At 70.3% G+C, this 20,043-nt stretch carries 12 protein-coding genes; 5 read left to right on the top strand and 7 right to left on the bottom strand.

Annotated features, from left to right (window positions below):
- Positions 1-184: 184 nt before the first annotated feature.
- From ASF40_RS17870 to ASF40_RS17880, 3 genes are read right to left on the bottom strand one after another with little or no spacing between them, the layout of a single operon-like run.
- Entirely contained in the window at positions 185-2,857 is a 2,673-nt protein-coding gene (locus ASF40_RS17870; protein WP_082497183.1) for a glycoside hydrolase family 3 C-terminal domain-containing protein, read from the bottom strand.
- Positions 2,854-5,235: an alpha-xylosidase gene (yicI, locus tag ASF40_RS17875; RefSeq protein WP_056371643.1), complete on the bottom strand. Its 2,382-nt coding sequence runs from the start codon at positions 5,233-5,235 to the stop codon at positions 2,854-2,856. Before yicI ends, ASF40_RS17870 begins: the two co-directional genes overlap by 4 nt.
- Positions 5,232-7,280 (bottom strand): beta-galactosidase, encoded by a 2,049-nt coding sequence (locus ASF40_RS17880; RefSeq protein ID WP_056371646.1) that lies wholly within the window; start codon positions 7,278-7,280, stop codon positions 5,232-5,234. Before ASF40_RS17880 ends, yicI begins: the two co-directional genes overlap by 4 nt.
- 115 nt (positions 7,281-7,395) lie before the next feature.
- On the opposite strand from ASF40_RS17880, the gene ASF40_RS17885 reads away from it, so the two are divergent.
- Genes ASF40_RS17885 through ASF40_RS17895 form a run of 3 tightly spaced genes read left to right on the top strand, consistent with a single transcriptional unit; the run spans position 7,396 to position 11,589 of the window.
- Positions 7,396-9,990 carry a glycosyl hydrolase family 95 catalytic domain-containing protein gene (locus ASF40_RS17885; protein ID WP_235560289.1) on the top strand — a complete coding sequence of 865 codons (2,595 nt, stop codon included), beginning with the start codon at positions 7,396-7,398 and terminating at the stop codon, positions 9,988-9,990.
- The gene (locus tag ASF40_RS17890; protein WP_056371650.1) at positions 9,984-10,970 is read left to right on the top strand and encodes a LacI family DNA-binding transcriptional regulator; all 987 of its coding nucleotides are present in this window, start codon (positions 9,984-9,986) and stop codon (positions 10,968-10,970) included. Before ASF40_RS17885 ends, ASF40_RS17890 begins: the two co-directional genes overlap by 7 nt.
- Positions 10,971-10,983: 13 nt before the next feature.
- Complete coding sequence (locus ASF40_RS17895) at positions 10,984-11,589, top strand: YesL family protein (protein WP_056371651.1); 606 nt, start codon at positions 10,984-10,986, stop codon at positions 11,587-11,589.
- Positions 11,590-12,354: 765 nt separating this feature from the next.
- Here ASF40_RS17895 and ASF40_RS17900 read toward each other — a convergent pair.
- Genes ASF40_RS17900 through ASF40_RS17910 form a run of 3 tightly spaced genes read right to left on the bottom strand, consistent with a single transcriptional unit; the run spans position 12,355 to position 16,119 of the window.
- Complete coding sequence (locus ASF40_RS17900) at positions 12,355-14,106, bottom strand: hypothetical protein (protein ID WP_056371653.1); 1,752 nt, start codon at positions 14,104-14,106, stop codon at positions 12,355-12,357.
- A 43-nt stretch (positions 14,107-14,149) separates the two neighbouring features.
- Positions 14,150-15,106 carry a carbohydrate ABC transporter permease gene (locus ASF40_RS17905; protein WP_200919529.1) on the bottom strand — a complete coding sequence of 319 codons (957 nt, stop codon included), beginning with the start codon at positions 15,104-15,106 and terminating at the stop codon, positions 14,150-14,152.
- 11 nt (positions 15,107-15,117) lie between these two features.
- A complete protein-coding gene (locus ASF40_RS17910; protein ID WP_200919530.1) occupies positions 15,118-16,119 on the bottom strand; it encodes an ABC transporter permease in 1,002 nt (333 codons plus the stop codon).
- A 329-nt stretch (positions 16,120-16,448) separates the two neighbouring features.
- On the opposite strand from ASF40_RS17910, the gene ASF40_RS17915 reads away from it, so the two are divergent.
- On the top strand, positions 16,449-17,456 hold the full coding sequence (locus ASF40_RS17915; RefSeq protein WP_056371655.1) for a LacI family DNA-binding transcriptional regulator: 1,008 nt from the start codon (positions 16,449-16,451) through the stop codon (positions 17,454-17,456).
- A 9-nt stretch (positions 17,457-17,465) separates the two neighbouring features.
- On the opposite strand, the gene ASF40_RS17920 is transcribed toward ASF40_RS17915, so the two are convergent.
- Positions 17,466-18,137 carry a rhamnogalacturonan acetylesterase gene (locus ASF40_RS17920; RefSeq protein WP_056371657.1) on the bottom strand — a complete coding sequence of 224 codons (672 nt, stop codon included), beginning with the start codon at positions 18,135-18,137 and terminating at the stop codon, positions 17,466-17,468.
- A gap of 50 nt (positions 18,138-18,187) precedes the next feature.
- Here ASF40_RS17920 and ASF40_RS17925 point away from each other — a divergent pair, with 50 nt between their 5' ends.
- Complete coding sequence (locus tag ASF40_RS17925; RefSeq protein ID WP_056371659.1) at positions 18,188-19,975, top strand: ABC transporter ATP-binding protein; 1,788 nt, start codon at positions 18,188-18,190, stop codon at positions 19,973-19,975.
- Positions 19,976-20,043 lie beyond the last annotated feature (68 nt).

The raw sequence follows: 20,043 nt of genomic DNA on the forward strand, positions 1-20,043 counted from the left end.
CGCCGACACCATGACCCGACTCACAACCCGACCCGCTGCAACCGCAGCCTGAAACGAAAGGAGCAGGGACCGACTCCACGACACGCGGAGCGCCCTACACCGAAACGTCCCTGCAGGAGCCCGGATGACCTGTTGAGGACGGGCGGCGTCGGCTGCCAAGCCCGCGGGGTGGGATGCCGCAGCCTCAGCCCGCAGTGACCTCCAGATCAGCCCGCACGGGCAGATCCCACGCCGACGGGCCCGCGGCAACGGTGTAGGTCCCGGGCTGCACGCGCAGCGCACCCTCGTGGAGCCAGTCGTCGACCGCGCCGGGGAGGCGCACGGCGTCGTCCCACACGGCGAGGCGCGCGGGTGAGAACGTCAGCTCGACGTCGCGGACTTCGCCGGGCGCGAGCCGCACGCGGCGATAGGCCACGAGCAGGCGCCGCGGCGTCGGCAGCGGGAGGCCCGACGACAGCGCGCAGAGCTGCACGAGCTCCTCGGCATCGCGGTCCCCGGTGTTGCGCACCCGCACCACCGCGTTCACGACGGCCTCGTCTTCCCGTGGCGCGAAGCCGGCGTGGCGGTGGGTCGCCGCGGGCGCGGGGACCGCAGCTGGGCCCACGCGGCCGGAGGCTCCGCTCGACGCGCCAGCGGCGAGTGGAGGGGCCGTGGGGACCGTCAGCGTCACCGACTCGTACGCGACCGTCGTGTAGGTGAGTCCGTGCCCGAACGCGAACGTCGGCTCGTCAGGCTGATGGCGGTAGGTCGCACCCTGGCGGAGTGTGTCGTAATCGAACAGGTCGCCCGCCTGCGCCTCGGTCGCGGGCCAGCTCTGCGAGAGACGGCCCGACGGCTCGACGTCGCCCGAGAGCACATCGATCACGCCGTGCCCGAGCTCCTGGCCGCCGTGGCTCGACCACACGACGGTGTCGGCGTCGACACCGTCGAGCACATAGGGGTAGCTCGACACGATCGTGAGCACCGCCCGCGGGTTCGCCTCGCGCGCGGCGCGCCACACCTCTGCCCACGCGGCGGGCAGCCGCAGGTGCGGGCGGTCCTGGGTCTCGCGGCCGTTGAGGTGGGGGTCGTTGCCGACCGCGACGACGACGGCGTCGGCACGCGCGGCCGCCTCGGCCACCGCGGTCGCGCCCGATCGCACGACGCGCACGCCGAAGCGCTCGGCGTCGTCGAGCGTGACCGCCTCGGCGGCGAGCAGCCCCGAATCGCGGAACACCCGCAGCCACCGGCCCGAGCCGAGGTGCAGCAGCGACCACGTGCCGTCGGCGTGGACGTGCGTGCGGAAGCTCTCCTGCACGACCCATTCGCCCACGCGCGTCGCGTCCGCGCGCATCGGCCACTTCGCACCGGTGAGCAGCAGCCCGCTCGCGTGGGAGCGGAGGGTGAGGATGCCGTCGCCCCAGTCCGTCACGTCGAACAGCGCGTCGTCTGCCGCGGCGTCGCCGGCCGCCTCGACCACCGAGCCGTCGGCGTTCGCCACGACGTAGCGGCCGTTGGACGAGGCCCGGAGCGCGATCGTGTCGGCGCCGGTCACGACCTCGGCCTCGGCGAAGCGCTCGGCGGCAGCGGCGCCGATGCCGACCGCGTAGGGCGGAGTGCCGGCGTACCAATCGGTGAGCACGAGGTCGGCGAGCGGGCCGACGACCGCGACCCGCGACGCCCGGGAGAGCGGCAGCACGTCGGCGTCGTTCCGCAGCACGACGACCGAGCGCGCCACCGCCTCCCGGGCGAGTTCACGGGCCCCGGGTGCGTCGATGGCGTCGGCGCCGATCCCCGCGTACGGGTCGGCGTCGCCGTCGAACTCGCCCGTGCGGATGCGCAGCTCGAGCAGCCGCAGCACGGCCTGGTCGACGTCGGCCGTGGTGAGCAGGCCCGCGGCGAGCGCCTCCGTCACGTAGCCGATGGTGGGCTCCGCGTTCGCGTCGTTGTCGGTGAACGAGTCGAGGCCCGAGGTCACGAGGGCGGCGGCCGCGTGCACATGGTCGGGCTGGGTGCGCTGGGTGGTGACGAGGAAGGTCGGGGCGCCGGCATCCGACACCACCGCGATCGATTCGTCCGACCACGACCGGGCTTCCGCGACGAGCTCGGGCTGCGTGTGGGCAGGGACGCCGTTCACGCGGTTGTAGGCGAGCATCATGCCGCCCGCGACACCCTCCTCGATCGCGCTGCGGAACGCGGGCAGCTCCTCCTCGTGGAGGGTGCGCAGCGACATCTCCGACGAGGTCACCGAGCGATCGGTCTCGTTGTTGTACGCCAGGAAGTGCTTGAGCGCGGGCACGGTGCGCCAGACGCGCGGGTGGTCGCCGCGCAGGCCGCGTGAGTACGCGGTGCCGAACACCCCGGTGATGTGCGGGTCCTCGGAGTAGCCCTCCTCGTTACGCCCCCAGCCGGGGTGACGCAGCGTGTTGACGACCGGCGCCCAGACGTTGAGGCTCACCAGCGGGTTCTCGGCGCGCTTGGCACGCACCTCGACCGCGGCGACCTCGCCCACCTTCTCGACGAGGTCGGTGTCCCAGGTCGCGGCGAGTCCCACGGACTGCGGGAACACCGTGGAGCGCCCGAGCCACGCGACACCGTGCAGCGCCTCGCATCCCGTGTGCCACGCCGGCACCCCGAGCCGCTCGACCGCGGGCGCGGCCTGGTGCAGCATCGCGATCCGCTCGTCGGGCGTCAGCCGGTCGAGCAGGTCGCGGGCGCGCGCCGCGAGCGGCTGGTCGACCCGCCTGAACAGCGGCTGGCCGGGCGTGTGGTCTTCGGCGATCGCGGTGGCGGTGGCTGGGCCCACGCGCCCCGAGGCTCCGCGCGGCGCGCCAGCGCCGTGTGGAGGGGGAGTGGGGACCGTCGCGGTGTCGGTCATCGTGCGCTCTCCTCGTCGAGTTCGAGACGGATCTCTCCGGATGCTGCGGCGCGGGCGATCCGCTCACCCACCTGCAGCGCCCACGGGGCGTGCGCGTCGTCCGTCGACGCGATGATCGCCCGGCCCTCACGACGCACGCGGAAAGTGGTGGCGCCGACGCCGTCGATGGATCCCTTGCTGTCGTGGCCCGGCACCCGCGTCTCGCGGTCGTAGCCGTCCGGCAGTTCGAAGCACCGGAGCGTGACGCCATCGGACCAGTCGTAATCGGGGCGGCTGTCGTCGGCGCCGAAGGGCAGCACCGTGCCCGGGCGCACCCGCAGCGGCACCGAGTCGTAGCCGTGGGTCTCGGAGATCCACCGGCGGCCGTCGACGACGGAGCCGTCGAGGAGCGAGGTCCACTCGCCCTCCGGCACGTAGTACTCCACGCTGCCGTCGGCGGTGAAGATCGGCGCCACGAGCAGCGCGTCGCCCAGCATGTACTGCGTGTCGGCGTCGAAGCCCGAGCGGTCGCCGGGGAACTCGAGCGCCATCGGGCGCATCATCGGCGTCCCGCAGCGATGCGCCTGCTCGGCGGCGCCGGCGAGGTACGGCATGAGCCGCATCTTGAGCTTCGTGAACGAGCGGGCAATGTCGACGGCCTCGTCGTCGAAGGCCCACGGCACGCGCACCGACGACGAGCCGTGCAGCCGCGAGTGCGAGGAGAGCAGGCCGAACGCGAGCCAGCGCTTGAACAGGCCCGGGTCGGGCGTGCCCTCGAACCCGCCGATGTCGTGGCTCCAGTAGCCGAAGCCCGACATCGCGAGCGACAGGCCGCCGCGGAGGGACTCCGCCATCGACAGGAACGTCGAGTCGTTGTCACCGCCCCAGTGCACCGGGAACTGCTGCGAGCCGGCGGTCGCGGAACGGGCGAACACGACCGCGTCGCCGACACCGTGGTGCCGTTCGAGCGCGCGGAACACGACCTCGTTGTAGAGCTTCGCGTAGTAGTTGTGCATGCGGTGCGGGTCGGACCCGTCGTGCCACACGACCCCTTCGACGGGGATCCGCTCGCCGAAGTCCGTCTTGAACGCATCGACGCCCTGATCGAGCAGACCCTGCAGCTTCGCGACGTACCAGTCCGCGGCATCGGGGTTCGTGAAGTCCACGAGGCCCATGCCCGCCTGCCACATGTCCCACTGCCACACGCTGCCGTCGGTGCGCTTGAGCAGATAGCCGTTGTCGGCCGCTTCGCGGAACAGCACCGAGCGCTGCGCGATGTACGGGTTGATCCAGAGCGACACGTGCACGTCGCGCTCGTGCATGCGGGCGATCTGCCCGACGGGGTCATGGAACGCGCGGGAGTCCCACTCGAAGTCGCTCCACTGGTACTCGCGCATCCAGAAGCAGTCGTAGTGGAAGACCGACAGCGGGATGTCGCGCTCCGCCATCCCGTCGACGAAGGCGCTGACGGTGTCTTCGTCATAGCTGGCGGTGAAGGATGTCGTGAGCCATAGTCCGAACGACCACGCGGGCACGCGCGCCGGCCGGCCGGTGAGCGCGGTGTAGCGACGGAGCACGTCCTTCGGCTCGGGGCCGGCGATGACGTAGTAGTCGAGGGACTCGCCCCCCACCGAGAACTGCACGCGCGAGTTGACCTCGCTGCCGACCTCGAACGAGACGTTCTCGGGGTGGTCGACGAACACGCCGTACCCACGGGAGGTGAGGTAGAACGGCACGTTCTTGTACGCCTGCTCGCTGGAGGTGCCGCCGTCGGCGTTCCACGTGTCGACGACCTGGCCGTTCTTGACGAACGCGCCGAACCGCTCGCCGAGCCCGTAGACCCGCTCTCCCGGCTCGATGCTGAGCTGCTGGTGCACCCACGTCGGCTTCGTGCCGCCGGCGGCGGTGCCGGCGGTGCCGGCCGTGCCCGCGGTCGCGGCGGTGCCGTTCTTGCCCGTCGTGTCGGTGTAGTGCCCGATCGACCGCGGGAGGGAGCTCGTGAGCACGCGCCCATCGGCCTCGAGGAAGTCGACCCGCCACTGCCCCGCGGTGCGCACGACGCGCACCTTCAGCGGCCCGGCGTCGAGGACGCCCTCGTCGTCGTCGACCGTGATGTCGGGCCGGAAGCCCTCCGCGCCGAAGATCTCGAAGTCGGGCCCACGGTGCACGGCTCCCGCGTGGCGCTCGACGCGCACCTTGACGACGCCCGGCGCGGGCGCCGAGAACGTCACGGTCAGCATCGCGCGGTTGAGGGTGTCGCCCCGGTCGCGGATCACGGCGGTGGGCGCGTACACGGTCATCGTGCCCGCCGCCTGGTCGACGCGGATGTCGTCGACCTCGACCGCGTACAGCGGGGCGAGACCGGGCCTGGTCAGCCAGTAGCCATCGGTGAACTTCACTCTGCGTGCCTTTCGATGAGCACCATGGCGGCGCCGGAAGCGAGCGTCAGCTGCCCCTCGACGTCCGCGTCCGACAGGAGATCGCGGCGCAGGCCGGGCAGCGTGACGCGCCGGTCCTGATCGCCGTGGTTGAGGAGGAAGAGGGCCTCGCCGCGCTGGACCGCCTCGACGCCGTCCGGCAGCACGCGGTCCGGCAGGACACTCGTGACACCCGCGGCGTCCAGCGCGTCGTCGAGCACCGCGGCGAGCGCGTCGTCCGAGACGATGGCGCCGAGGTACCAGGCCGCGCCGTCGCCGGCACGGTGGCGGGTGATGGCGGGTGCCCCGGACAGGTGTCCGGCACCGAAGCGGGCGAGCACCTCGGCCCCCTCGGCACGGAGGCGCTCACCGAGAACGGATGCCTCGACCTCCGCGGGCGCGGTCGCCCAGGTCTGCTCCACGACGACCGGGGTGGGCGCGTCGGGAAGACCGACCCACTCCTCGCCGCTGACGCCGAGCAGGTCGCGCAGCAGCACCGGCGAGCGACCGGTGAGGATGCCGGCGTTGCCGTCGGCGACCCCCGAGAACGGGCCGACCACGAGGCTCGCCCCGCGTTCGACCGCCGCACGGAGGGCGGTGGCAGCATCCGTCTGCACGATGTACGTGTGCGGCACGAGCACCGTGGCGTAGGCCGACAGGTCGGCGCCCGGACGCACCAGATCGACCGCGATGCCGCGGCGCCACAGCGCGCGGTGCCATCGCTGCACCTGCTCGAGCGTGTCGAGCCGCTGGGTCGGGCGGCCCGGTTCGTCCGCTGCCCATCGCGACGGCCAGTCGAAGAGCAGCGCGACGGATGCCTCGACCCGTCCGCCGACGATGGGCCGCAGCCTGCGCAGGTCGGCGCCCAGCGCACAGGTGGTCTCGAACACCTCGGTGTCGGCGCCGGCGTGCGGCAGCATCGCGGAGTGGAAGCGCTCCGCGCCGGTGCGGGCCTGGCGCCACTGGAAGAAGCAGATCGCGTCCGCCCCTCGGGCGACCGCCTGCAGCGAGTCGAGACGAGCGCGGTCGCGGCTCTTGGGCAGGTTGTGCGGGCGCCATGAGGTCGCACTCACCGCCTGCTCCATGAGCACCCACGGCCGCCCTTCACCGAGCGAGCGCATGAGGTCCTGCACGAGCGCGATGTCGGACGACGACGTGGTGGTCGCGTGGTCGGGGTACTGGTCGTCGGCGACGACGTCGACCTCTCCCGCCCACTCCCACAGGTCGGTGAGCGGCTCGAAGCCCATGAAGTTCGTCGTGACCGGCTGGGTGGCCCCGGCGTCGCGGATGGCGTCGCGCTGCTCGGTGAAGACGCGCTGCAGCGCCCACGACGTGTACCGGTGGAAGTCGAGCGACTGCGCCGGGTTCACGAGGTAGGGCATGCGCCGGGGCGGCAGGATCTCGTCGAAGTCGCGATAGCCCTGCGCCCAGACGAGGGTTCCCCACGCCTCGTTGAGGGCGTCGATCGAGCCGTAGCGCTCGCGCAGCCACAGCCGGAACTCGCGAGCCGCCTCGTCGCCGAAGTCGATCTGGCCGAACTCGTTGCCGACGTGCCACATGCGCACGGCGGGGTGGGCGGCGTAGCGCTCGGCGAGGGCGGTCGCGATCGCGAGGGCGCGGTCGCGGTAGACGCGCGAGGCCGGCGTGAACTGGTTGCGCGACCCGGCCGCGAGGCGCACGCCGTCGGGGTTCACGGGGAGTGTCTCGGGATGGAGGATGCCGAGCCACGGCGGCGGCGACGCCGTCGGGGTCGCGAGATCCACGGCGATGCCGTGCGCGTGCAGCAGGTCGAGCACCTCGTCGAGCCACGCGAAGTCGTACGCGCCCGGCGACGGCTCGAGGCGCGCCCAGCTGAACACCCCGGCCGTCACCAGGTTGACGCCGGCGCGCACCATGAGCTCGGCGTCCTCCTGCCAGATCTCTCGCGGCCACTGCTCGGGGTTGTAGTCACCGCCGAAGCAGATGCCGAGGTCGCGGGTGATCTCGGAGAACGCGTCGATGCGTCGCGGGTCGGGCGTGGTGGCCATGGAGCGGGGAACCTCTTCGCTGAGTTTCGATCGGACGTTGGCGGGATTGTCGGCGAGAAGGGCGTCGAACTTTCGAAGCGCTTCAACACTGAGAAGGTATACTACGACTGTGACGATGTCCACGCGCCGCGATGATGCGGCCCCGCAGGTCCTTTCCGAAGGCCTCCACGTCCTGCGCGCCTCCACGCCCGCCTCGCGGTGGCTCGAGGCCTACCCCGTCGGCAACGGCGTGCGCGGCGCGATGTGCGCGGGGCTCACCGGCGGCGAGCGGCTGTGGCTGAACGACATCACGGCGTGGTCGGGGCACGCCCACGCCGACCCCCTGGACGGCGTCGCGGATCGCGGCCCCGAGGCACTCGAGGCCGTGCGCGCGGCGATCGACGCCGACGACCTCGATCGCGCCGAGGCGCTTCTGCAGCGCATGCAGGCGCCCTGGGTGCAGGCCTACCTGCCGCTCGGCTGGGTCGAGTTGACGGTGGAGACGGATGCTGCGCACTCCGGCTCGCAGCCGGGTTCGGGGCGTTTCGACGCGGTCGCCGGCGCTCCCTCGCTCAACGACCGGGGGTCGGAGCCGCAGGAGTATGTGCGGCGCCTGGATCTCGCCACCGGCGTCGCGACCCACCACTACGCGCTCGGTGACGTCGATGTGCGGCACCGCACGTGGGCGGACCTCGTGACCGGTGCGATCATGCACGAAGTCACCGCGAACGCGCCGGTGCGCGTGCACCTCGAGATCGGGTCGCTCCTGCGCCCGCGCTCGGCGCCGCGCTCGGCGGGCGGCGACCTCGCCACCGAGTGGTGGCTCCCCGTCGACGTCGCTCCCGGTCACGAGAGCCCCGCCGAGCCCATCCGCTACGACGAGGAGCACGGGCGCCATGGCGCGATCGTGATCCAGGCGCGCGGCGCCTCCGAGGTCGTCGACGGAGTCCTGGTCGGCGCGTCCGCGACGACGCACCTCTTCGCGATCGCCACGGCCACCGCGCCGTCGCTGCCCGGCGACCCGACCGATGCCCGCGACGCAGAGGGGCACGCCGCGGCGCTGCTGCGCGGCATCCGCGGCTCCTTCGATGTCCACGCGACCGCAGCCGACCTGCTCACCGCCCACGAAGCCGCCCACGGTGAGCTCTACGCGCGGTGCGCGCTCGAACTGCCGGCACCCGGCGACGTCGAGGCACTCGACACCGTCGACCGGGTGCGTCGCGCGCAGGAGCGCGACGACCCGGCTCTCGCCGCCCTCATGTTCCACTACGGGCGGTACCTGCTCATCGCTTCGTCGCAGCCGGGCGGGCTGCCGGTCACGCTGCAGGGGATGTGGAACGCCGAGCTTCCGGGGCCGTGGTCGAGCGCGTACACCCTCAACATCAACACGCAGATGGCGTACTGGCCGGCCGAGACGACCGACCTCGCCGAGTGCCATGAGCCCCTCCTGCGCTTCACGCGGCGGCTCTCCGAGACGACGGGCCCCGCCGTCGCGCGCGAGCTGTACGGCGCGGACGGCTGGGTGGCCCATCACAATTCGGATGCCTGGGCCTTCGCCGCGCCGGTCGGCGCAGGCCACGGCGACCCGGCGTGGGCGAACTGGTCGCTCGGCGGGGTGTGGCTCGCCCTGCACCTGTGGGAGCACTACTCGTTCGGCGGAGACCGCGCGTACCTGCAGAGCGAGGCCTGGCCGGCGCTCGCCTCGGCTGCGGCCTTCGCGCTGTCGTGGATCCAGACGGACGGCGAGCGCGCGTGGACGAGCCCGTCGACCTCGCCCGAGAACCACTACCTCGACGCCGAGGGGCGCGAGCGCGGGGTCGCGGTGTCGGCGGCGATGGACGTCGCCCTGCTGCGCGAGCTCGCCGCGGTCTGCCGCGCCGCCGCGGCGGTGCTCGACGTCGACGACCCGTGGATCGCGGAGCTGACCACGCTCACGGATGCGCTTCCCGACCCGCAGGTGTCGGCACGCGGCGACCTGCTCGAGTGGGACCGCGAACGCGTCGAGGCCGAGCCCGAGCACCGCCATCTCTCGCACCTGATGGGGCTGTTCCCTCTGGCGCAGATCACGCCGGACGCGACGCCCGGACTCGCGCGCGCAGCATCCGAATCCATTCGCCTCCGCGGTCCGGAATCGACCGGCTGGGCGCTCGCCTGGCGTGCCGCGATGCAGGCTCGCCTGCGCGACGGCGGGGCCGTTCACGCGCAGCTGCGGATGGCGCTCCGGCCCGCGGAAGAGGGCTCCGATGCTCACCGCGGCGGGGTCTACCCGAACCTCTTCAGCGCGCATCCGCCGTATCAGATCGACGGCAACCTCGGACTGACCGCAGCGATCGCCGAGGCCCTCGTGCAGTCCTTCCTCGAGCCCTCACGCCCCGTCACTTCCGGGTTTGGGGCGCAGAACCTCCGTTGGGGCGCAGAATCTGCGCCCCAACGGAGGAATGACGCCCCGAACCCCGCCGACGACCGGGAGGCGACGCGCGTCACGCTGCGACTGCTGCCCGCGCTGCCGCCGGAATGGCCGGATGGCCGGGTGCGCGGCATCCGTTCCCGCGGCGACGTCTCCGTCGACGTCGAATGGGCGGGCGGACGACTCGTGCGGGCGCGGCTTCGCGCGCGGGCGCGAGCCGTCACAATGAGTGTGCACGGGCCGGACGGTTCGATCGGAACATACGAGCTCGCACCCGGAACCACACGGGTGATCGAACGAGGAGAGCAGGGGATCTCATGGTGACGATCGCGGACGTCGCGCAGAAGGCGGGCGTGTCGATCTCGACGGTGTCATACGTCATGAGCGGCAAGCGGGCCATCTCGCAGGAGACGCGCGACCGGGTCGAGAAGGCGATCGACAGCCTCGGCTTCAGCCCGCACGCGGGGGCGCGCTCGCTGGCGTCGCGCTCGACGAACGTCATCGGCCTGCAGGCGCCCCTGCGCACCGGCGTCGACGTGCACGTCGTGATGCAGATCGTCACCGGCGTCGTCACGCAGGCGCGCAAGCACGGTTACGACATCCTGCTGCTCGCGAGCGACGACTCGAAGGCGCTCCAGCGCGCGGCGAAGGGCTCGATGGTCGACGCGCTGCTGGTCATGGACGTCGAGTCCGACGACCCGCGCATCGACACGCTGTCGGGGCTCGGGCATCCGAGCGTCCTCATCGGTCTTCCCGAGGGGCGGCGCTCCGTGCCCTGCGTCGACTTCGATTTCGAGGCCGCGGGCTGGCTCGCGGTCGACCGGCTCGTCGCGCTCGGCCACAAGCGCATCGCGCTCATCGGCTCGCCGCCCGAGGTCATGTCGCGCCACACCTCGTACGCCGACCGGCTCGCACGCGGCTTCCTGGCGGCGTGCGACGCGAACGGCGTGACGGGCACCGTTCACGCCTGCCCGAGCTCGTCCGAGTCCATCGCCACCGTCGACGGCGTGATGACCGAGGACCCGGGCATCACCGGCTTCTTCGTGCACAACGAGGGCGCACTCCCCCACGTCGCGACGACGATCACCCAGCGCGGCCGGCAGCGCGCAGGCGAGACCGCCATCGTCGCCCTGTGCCCCGACGACGTGGCGCGTTCGGTGCCGGGGCTCGCCGACAGCATCGCGGTGCCCGCCGAGGCGATCGGCGCGGCGGCGACCGACATGATCTGCGAGATCCTCTCGAGCGGCGCGAAGCCCGCGGTGCGCCTGCTGCCGCCGGCGCTCACCGGAGCACCCACGCCGTGATCGTGACGCCCGCATGAGGATCGATCCCGACAGCCGCGCGCTCGGCGGCTTCTCGACGTTCCTGACGTTCGTCGCACTCAACCTGCTCTACATCCTCGTGTGCCTGCCGATCGTCACGATCGGCGCAGCCACGAGCGCACTGTACGAGGTCACCATCCGCTACTCGGACGACGAGAGCGGACGCCCCCTCAAGGACTTCCTCCCCGCGTTCCGCGCGAACTTCGGCCGCGCCACGGTGCTGATGCTGTGCCTGCTGCTGCCCGCCGCGCTGCTCGGATTCTCGAGCGTGTTCTGGTTCGCGTACCCCGCGCTCTTCGCCGGGGTCGCGGGAGTCGTGGCGGTGATCGGCGCGGTCTACCTCTTCGCCGCGTTCCTCTATGCGATGGCCCAGGTGGCGTTCCTCACGGGCCCCGTGCGCCAGACCCTCAAGAACTCGCTGCTGCTCCCGGCGGCCGAGCCGGTGCGCACCCTCGGCGTGCTCGTGATCCCGGTGACCGCGGTCGCACTGACGATCCTGTTCCCTCCCGTCGCGATCCTGATCGCCACCATCGGCTTCTCCGTCGGCGCCTACGCCACGGCCTTCCTCTTCCGGAGCGTCTTCACCCGCCACGAGGCCTGACCCCTTCGGGCTCTGGCGGTGACGGATGCCGCGGCCCGCAGCATCCGTGATCCTCAACTGAGGACGAGAGCCGAAGTGCGGACCGATCACGACGCCGACGTCCTCATCTCGGCGCATCCCCTCGATTGAGGACGCGACGCGGGGACGGCGGCCCGGGGCCCGCAGCATCCGTCAACCTCATTTGAGGACGAGAGCCGAGCTGCGGACCGATCACGACGCCGACGTCCTCATCTCGGCACATCCCCTCGATTGAGGACGCGACGCGGGGACGGCGGCCCGGGGCCCGCAGCATCCGTCAACCTCAGTTGAGGACGAGAGCCGAGCTGCGGACCGATCACGACGCCGAGGTCCTCATCTCGGCACATCCCCTCGATTGAGGACGCGACGCGGGGACGCAGGCCCGGAGCCCGCAGCATCCGTCAACCTCAGTTGAGGACGAGAGCCGAGCTGCGGACCGATCACGACGTCGAGGTCCTCATCTCGGCGCATCCCCTCGATTGAGGACGCGACGCGGGGACGGTGGCCCGGGGCCCGCAGCATCCGTCACCCTCAGTTGAGGACGAGAGCCCAGCTGCTGAGCGGCCGTGCGCTAGGGTACTCATCCCGGGCCATTCCCTCAATTGAGGACGAGAGCCCGGCTGCGGACCGATCACGACGCCGACGTCCTCATCTCGGCGCATCGCCTCAATTGAGGACGCCCGCGCGAGCGGCACGACGAAGGGCTCGGGATGCTGCATCCCGAGCCCTTCGCTGGTTACCGGCGTATCAGCCTGCGAACTCCTTCGCCACGGCCACGCGCGCGTCGTTCTGCGACTTCGCGTTGGTCATGTCGAACTCGAGCACCTTGTCGTAGCCGAGGCCTTCAGCGGTCTTGATCAGCTCGTCGCGGAGCGAGTCGAACTGCGCCTCGTTCGAGGCGAACACCATCTGCCACGAGTACTGCTTGATGATCTCCTTGACCTGGTTGCGCAGCGTCTCGATCTCGGAGTCGTCGGCGGGGGCGGCGTAGCTCGCGCCCGGTGCGACGAGCACCTGGTCGTTGGTCTGCAGGTACTCCATGGTCGAGGTCGCGTCGCCCATGTTCGCCGACCAGTCGACGGTCAGCGGGTTGGCGATGGACGCCTGGTAGGTGGGCCAGAACGTGTAGCTGTACGGCAGGCTCGTCTCGGGGTCGGTGTCGATCGGAAGCACCGCGCTGAGGTTGAGCGCCGAGACGCCGTCGGCGTACTCGCCGCCGCCCCACTCCTCGGGAACTGTCGCGCCGCCCTGGAGGAAGACCTCGTTGCCGAAGTCGGTGAGCTCGGGCTCGCCCGCGTCGTTCACGTCCCACGTGAGGCCCTTGGGTCCCGCCGACGCACCGGTCTGGCTGCTGTTGGCATACGCGCCCTCGGGCGAGTAGAGCCAGTCGATGAAGGCGGCGATGCGCTCCGGGTCCTCGGCCTTCGAGCCGATCGCGAACACCTGCTTGCCGCCGTACGCCTCGGCGCCGTACGAGAAGATGTTCTGGTCGGCCAGGGGCACCATCTCGAAGCCCTTGCCCGCGGCCATGTTCTCCTCGGTGTTGAAGGCCGACTGACCCAGCCACGGCCACCACGAGAACAGCACCTGGCCGTTCTGGAACTTCGAGAAGAGGGTGTCGTAGTTCTGCGTCGTCGACTCCGGGTCGACGAGGCCGAGCTGGTTGGCGTCGAAGTAGAGCTTCAGGTTGCGGATGTACTCGCCGTCCGGGTCGAGGATGCTCTGGTAGTCCGAGCCGTCGGCCTTGGCCAGCACGAACCCGATCTCGTCGTAGCCGTAGAAGCAGGCGGGCTGCTTCGCGGTGACCATCATGTTGCCGTCCCAGTCCTTGAACAGCGAGAAGGCGTACGTGGGCTGGCCGTTGTCGGCGGTGGGGTGCGCGGCCTGCATGTCGGCGAGCACCGGGAGGAGGTCTTCGAGGGTGCCGATCTCGGGGTAGCCGGCCTCCTTGTAGTAGTCCCAGCGGAGGTACGGGCCGAAGGTGGGGTTGAGACCCTCGGAGGGCTCGGTCGGCTTGAGCGACGAGACCGCCGACGGGAAGCCGTAGACGCCGTCCTTGCCGTCGTTGAGGTGCTCGACCGCGGCGTCGAACTTCGCGAGGTTGTCCATCGCGCCGTAGTAGTTCGCCGAGTCCTTGACCAGACCGCCCTCGATGAGCTCGTCGAGCTTCTGGCCCTTGTCGGTGATGATCAGATCGCCGAGATCGCCGGCCGCGACGCGCGTGTTGTAGAGGGTGTCACCGCCGCCCGCGACGTTCGGGGCGATGATGTTCAGCTTCATGTTGAACTTGTCTTTGACGATCTTGGCGAACCAGCCCTGCTGGACGCCCATGTAGTTGGCGAGACCGTCGAACACGTCGATCGTGATCTCCTGGTCCCACTTCTCGGGGAACTGGTCGATCGCGCCCTGGTCGTCGCCGCCGCCGGCGCTGCACGAGGCGAGCGAGCCCGCGGCGAGCAGCGCCACGAGAGCCAGGGACACCTTCTTTCGAAGCGTCATTGCTTTCCTTTCTTGGTGGTTCTGTGGTGGTTCGTGGCCGCCGTCAACCCTTGACGGCGCCCAGCATGATGCCCTTCACGAAGAAGCGCTGGAACAGGGGATAGATGAAGATGATGGGCAGCACGACGAGCACCGAGACGGTCATGCGTATCGAGGTCGGCGTCTGCTCGGTGGCGAGCCCGGCGATCTGACCGATGTTGCCGCCGGCGTTCTGTGCCGCCTGGGCGAGGCTCGATGCCTGGTTGATGAACATGTAGAGCAGGTACTGCAGCGTGTACAGGCTCTGGTCGGTGATGTAGATCAGGGTGTCCTGGAAGCTGTTCCACTGCGTGACCGCACTGAAGATCGCGATCGTCGCGAGGATCGGCGTCATGTTGGGCAGGTACACCTTGAAGAACACCTGCAGGATGTTGGCGCCGTCGACCTCGGCCGCTTCCTGCAGCTCCTTCGGCATCGACTCGACGTAGGTCTTCGCGAGGATGACGTTGAACGGCTGCACCACGAACGGGAGCACGTAGACCCAGAAGTTGTTGGTGAGCCCCAGCGTCTTCATGATGATGAACACCGGGATCAGGCCCGCGCTGAAGTACATCGTGATGATGAGGAAGCGGTACCAGAACTTGCGGCCCCACATGCGGGTCTGCGTGAACATGAACCCGAGGAAGGCTGACGCGAGCACCGTGAGGGCCGTTCCGATCACCGTGCGGCCGATGCTGACCACCGTCGCCATCGGCAGACCGGGCAGCTGGAACACCTGGGCGTAGTTCGACAGGTGGAACCCGACCGGCCACAGGCGCACGTCGCCGAGCGCCGAGATGTCGTTGGCGCTGACGGAGTTGATGATCAGGTAGTAGAAGGGGTACGCGCAGATCAGCGCGAAGAGGAAGAGCAGCGCGTAGTTCGCGAGGCGGAACACCACATCGCCGACGGTCCCGCCATAGCGAGCCGAGGTGTCGCCCTTCTTCGTCGTGGTGAGCGTCTTCGTCATCGTCGTGGTCATGTCCTGGCCTCTCAGACGATCGATTCGCCGCGGACGCGCTTGGAGACCGCGTTGACGGTGAGCAGCAGGGCGACCGAGATGAGGCTCTTGAGCATGCCGATCGCGGTGGCCATCGACAGGCTGTTGCCCGTCATGCCGATGTTGTACACGTACAGGTCGAGCACCTGGATCCACTGCTTGTTGAAGGCGTTCTGGAACACGTAGTACTGCTCCATGCCGTTGTTGAGGATGTTGGCGATCGACAGCAGCAGGAGCACGAGATAGGTCGGCATCAGCTGCGGCACCGTGATGTACCGCATCAGCTGGAAGCGGCCGGCCCCGTCGATGCGGGCCGACTCGTACAGCGACTGGTCGATGCCGGCGATCGCGGCGAGGTAGATGATCGCGCCCCAGCCGAGCCCCTTCCAGATGCTCCAGAGCGTCATGGTGATCCACACGTTCTGGTCGGTGTCGAGGAACTTGATGGGCGCCGTGATGAGTCCGGCGTCGTTGAGCACGTCGTTGACGAGGCCCGAGCTCGAGAAGAGCGAGAACGCGATCATGTAGACGAGGACCCACGAGATGAAGTTCGGCAGGGCCGTCAGCGTCTGCACGGAGTTGCGGAACCAGGGCGCCTTGATCTCGTTGAGCAGGATCGCGAAGAAGAGCGGCAGGACGGATGTCGCGATCCCGAGGAAGCTGATCGCGAGCGTGTTGAGGAGGACCTGGCCGATCTGCGCCATCTGAGTGGGCGAGCTCACCAGCATCTGGAACCACTGCAGGCCGACGAACTCACTGCCCTCGAGGCCGAGCGCCGGCTTGTAGTCGTACAGCGAGTAGATCCAGCCGTACAGCGGAAGGTACGAGAACAGGAACGCCAGCACCAGGAACGGCACGATGCACAGGAACAGCGTGAACGACGTCCGGCTGCCCGCCGGACGCAGCCGCCGGCCGCGCCCCTTCTTGGCGTTGTGGTCCAGGTTGTGAACCGCCGCCTCCTGGAAGACGACCTGCGACTGCGCCTGAGTGGTCATCGGAGCGCGCCCTGGCTCGCGGCATCCGCCGAGGGGGCCGCCGGGTGAGCATGCCGTTCCATGTCACTCCTTCGTGTACGTGGCTGCCGCTCTGTCGAGGGGCGGGATCCGAGGTTCGTTCATCGAACCGCTTCGATTTCGAACCGCTTCGATTGAAGAGTAGGCGGCACTGCTCGATTCGTCAAATGTCTCCTCGTAACGCGGGGGTAACGATCGACCGCGCCGCGAGCGCTCTCCCGCGCTCAGGAAAGCGCCTACCATAGTCGGATCGGACGCGCGGGGGCGTCCGGCCCGGACCCGTGCCGGGTGAGCATGACGGGACGAACGACATGAAGCGAGTCGGCATCCGCGATGTCGCCGAGCGCGCGGGCGTCTCGATCAGCACCGTATCGAACGCGCTGAACCGCCCTCACATGGTGAGCGAGCGTCTCGTCGACCGGGTGCGCTCGGCCGCCGACCAGCTCGGCTACGTGCCGCTGCAGGCCGCCCAGCAATTGCGCGCCGGGCGCTCCGGGCTGCTGGGGATGACGGTCATCAACATCGCGAACCCCTTCTTCGGCGACATGGTCGCCGGCGCCGAAGACGCCGCCTCGGCGGCCGGAATGCGCGTGCTCGTCGGCAACTCCAGCGACGACGTCGGCAAGGAGCGCGACCACCTCGAGCTGTTCGAGCGGGTGCAGGTCGAGGGTGCGCTGGTGAGCCCGTTCGGCCCCCTCGAACCCTGGCTGCAGCGCTTGCGCGGCCGCGGCATCCCGGTCGTCCTCGTCGATGCGATCGACGACACCGGCGAGCTGCCCTCGGTGTCGTTCGACGACGTCGCCGGTGGGCGGCTCGCCGCTGAGCACCTGCTCTCGACGGGACGCCGGCGGCTCGCCTTCGTGGGCGCGCGCGAAGCGGTGCGACAGGTGCGCGAACGCCTGCAGGGCACGCGGCTCGCCGTCGCCGCCCACCCGGGCGCGACCCTGGAGCCGATCTGGACCGATCGCACGACGTCCGAGCTCGGCGTGGCGTTCGGCGAGCAGCTCGCCGCCCGCTCCCCCGCCGACCGCCCGGACGGGGTCGTGACGTCGAACGACCACCTGGCGATCGGCCTGGTGCACGGACTGATCTCGCGCGGCGTGCGGGTGCCGGACGACGTCGCGGTCGTCGGCTACGACGACATCGAGTTCGCGGCCATCGCCGGCGTTCCCCTCACCTCCGTGCGCCAGCCCGCGCGCGAGATGGGACGCACTGCGGCCGAGCTGCTGCTCGCACGCATCGGCGGCACCGCGGGGGCAGATCTCGGCAACGTGGTCTACCGGCCCGAATTGATCGTCCGCGCCTCCACGGTGGGCTGATCCCACCGGTCAGCTGACCAGCGACGATCCCCTCGCGGGGGCGCCGCCGTCGCGCCGTTCGATCGCCCGCAGCGAGCGCCCGACGAAGGCGGCGATACGACGGGCGCCGCGCTCGTGGAAGTGGGTGTCGTCGGCCAGGCCATCGGGCCACACCGGGTGCTCACCGGGTGCGAAGTGACTGAGGAGCGACCGGGATGCCTCGGGGCCCATGTCTTCGTAGAGCCAGGTGGTGAACGCCGTGAGGTCGACGAGCGGGGCATCGAGGTCGTGCGCGAGGTCGCGGACCGCGTTGGGGTAGTCGCCGTGGGTGGGCGTCACACGGTCACCGTCGAACCAGCGGCGCTCGGCGGAGGTGCACAGCACCGCGACGGCGCCGCGCGCCCGGGCGTCGACGACCATGCTCCGCAGCCGTTCGGCGTAGCCGCCGCGCGCGTCGAGCTCGGGGAGCTTCTGGTCGTTGTGCCCGAACTGGATGACCACCGTGTCCCCGGGCCGAACGCCGTCGAGGAGCCCCTGCCACGAGCCGTCGGAGAGGAACGACTCGGTCGTCGCGCCGCCGTAGGCGAGGTTGCGCACGGGCGCCTCGACGGTCGGCTCCAGGAAGGAGCCCCAGCCCGCCATCGGCAGCTCGTCGGGCTTGGGAGGGGCGACGGTCGAGTCGCCGGCCAGGTGGTACGTCATGTTCGCCTTCCGTCGCGCCGGGGTGCGGCATCCGTCAGTACCATGTCATCATGACGCAGAAAGCGTTTACCGGACCCATCCGCATCATCTCGATCGCCCAGAACCCGCGCCCCGGCCGCTCCGTGCTGAAGCTGCTCGCGCGCCGGCCCGGGCGCATGGCGGTGGCGATCCTCGCGTTCGCCTGCAAAGAGGTCCCGCTGTGGTTCCTGCCGGTGGTGACGGCGAAGATCATCGACATCGTCGCGACCGGCGGCGAGGTCTCGACCGTGCTCATCTGGTTCTGCGTCGCGGCGGTGCTGCTCATCCAGAACTACCCGATGCACATCGTCTACACGCGCAACTTCATGACCGTCGTGCGCGACACCGGCGCGGACCTCCGCAACGCGCTCGCGGCGCGACTGCAGAGCCTCTCGATCGGCTACCACACGCGGGTGAGCTCGTCGATCGTGCAGACGAAGGTCGTGCGCGACGTCGAGAACATCGAGCTCATGCTCCAGCAGGTGACCCACCCGCTGCTGTCGGCCACCATGGTCATGATCGGCGCCATCTCGATGACCGCGATCACGGTGCCGCAGTTCCTCCCGGTCTACGCGCTCGCGATCCCGATCGCCATCGGCATCCGCTACGGACTGCGCAACCGCTCGCGTGAGCGCAACGAGGTGTTCCGCCGCGAGGTCGAGACCCTCTCCGCACGGGTCGGCGAGATGGCCTCCCTCATCCCCGTCACCCGCGCGCACGGCCTCGAGCGGACCGCCGTCACCCGCGTCGCCTCGGGCGCCGACGGCGTGCGCCGTGCCGGCCTGCACCTGGACATGCTGAACGGCCACGTCGCGTCGATCTCGTGGGTCGCGATGCAGCTGCTGGGCGTGGGATGCCTCGTGCTCGCGGCCATCTTCTCGCTGACGGGCTTGCTCCCCATCACCCCCGGTGAGGTCGTACTGCTGTCGACGTACTTCACACTGCTGACCGGCGGCCTGACGCAGCTGCTCATGCTGATCCCGGTCGGCGCGCGCGGCATGGAGTCGATGCGGTCGATCTCGGAGGTTCTGCAGGAGCCCGACCTCGAGCAGAACGAGGGCAAGCGCGCCGCCCTGCACGTCGGCGGCCACCTCGAGCTGCAGCACGTGTCGCACCGCTACGACGAGGCGGAACGGGATGCCGTGCACGACATCTCGCTCGACATCTCGCCCGGCGAGACCGTGGCCTTCGTGGGCTCGTCCGGCTCGGGCAAGTCCACGATGCTCAACCTCGTGCTGGGCTTCGTGCGCCCCACGGCGGGCCGGATCCTGCTCGACGGCGTCGACATGCAGGACCTCGACCTGCGCACCGTGCGGCAATCGGTCTCGGTCGTGCCGCAGGAGTCGGTGCTCTTCGAGGGCACGATCCGCGAGAACATCGCGTACGGCCTCGACGACGTCTCGGACGACCGCCTGCGCGCTGCTCTGCGCGACGCGAACGCCGCCGAGTTCGTCGACCGGCTGCCGGACGGGTGGGACACGGTCGTCGGCGAACGCGGCGCGCGACTCTCGGGCGGGCAGCGCCAGCGGCTCGCGATCGCGCGTGCGCTGGTGCGCGACCCGCGCATCCTGCTGCTCGACGAGGCGACCTCGGCGCTGGACCCCGAGTCGGAAGAGCTCGTGAAGGAGGCGCTCAACCGCCTCATGAAGGGCCGGACCACGCTCGTCGTCGCCCACCGTCTGTCGACGATCCGCCAGGCCGACCGCATCGTCGTGCTCGAGCACGGCGAGGTCATCGAGGTCGGCGGCCACGACGCGCTCGTCGCCGCCGAGGGCCGCTACGCCCACCTGCACGCGACACAGACCGGCCTTCCGCACTGACCACACCGTGGGATAGCGCTTTCCGTCGACACCGCCTACCCTGGAGGAGCGGATGCCGCGGGGCTGCA

This window comes from Microbacterium sp. Leaf288 (assembly GCF_001422925.1).
Classification (GTDB): Bacteria; Actinomycetota; Actinomycetes; order Actinomycetales; family Microbacteriaceae; genus Microbacterium.

Bases quoted from the DNA above. Each gene is read 5' to 3' on its own strand.
- ASF40_RS17910 (WP_200919530.1), bottom strand. From the start codon at position 16,119: ATGACCACTCAGGCGCAGTCGCAGGTCGTCTTCCAGGAGGCGGCGGTT.
- ASF40_RS17895 (WP_056371651.1), top strand. From the start codon at position 10,984: ATGAGGATCGATCCCGACAGCCGCGCGCTCGGCGGCTTCTCGACGTTC.
- ASF40_RS17880 (WP_056371646.1), bottom strand. From the start codon at position 7,280: ATGGCCACCACGCCCGACCCGCGACGCATCGACGCGTTCTCCGAGATC.
- ASF40_RS17870 (WP_082497183.1), bottom strand. From the start codon at position 2,857: ATGACCGACACCGCGACGGTCCCCACTCCCCCTCCACACGGCGCTGGC.
- ASF40_RS17905 (WP_200919529.1), bottom strand. From the start codon at position 15,106: ATGACCACGACGATGACGAAGACGCTCACCACGACGAAGAAGGGCGAC.
- ASF40_RS17900 (WP_056371653.1), bottom strand. From the start codon at position 14,106: ATGACGCTTCGAAAGAAGGTGTCCCTGGCTCTCGTGGCGCTGCTCGCC.
- ASF40_RS17890 (WP_056371650.1), top strand. From the start codon at position 9,984: ATGGTGACGATCGCGGACGTCGCGCAGAAGGCGGGCGTGTCGATCTCG.
- ASF40_RS17920 (WP_056371657.1), bottom strand. From the start codon at position 18,137: ATGACGTACCACCTGGCCGGCGACTCGACCGTCGCCCCTCCCAAGCCC.
- ASF40_RS17915 (WP_056371655.1), top strand. From the start codon at position 16,449: ATGAAGCGAGTCGGCATCCGCGATGTCGCCGAGCGCGCGGGCGTCTCG.
- ASF40_RS17925 (WP_056371659.1), top strand. From the start codon at position 18,188: ATGACGCAGAAAGCGTTTACCGGACCCATCCGCATCATCTCGATCGCC.
- ASF40_RS17885 (WP_235560289.1), top strand. From the start codon at position 7,396: ATGTCCACGCGCCGCGATGATGCGGCCCCGCAGGTCCTTTCCGAAGGC.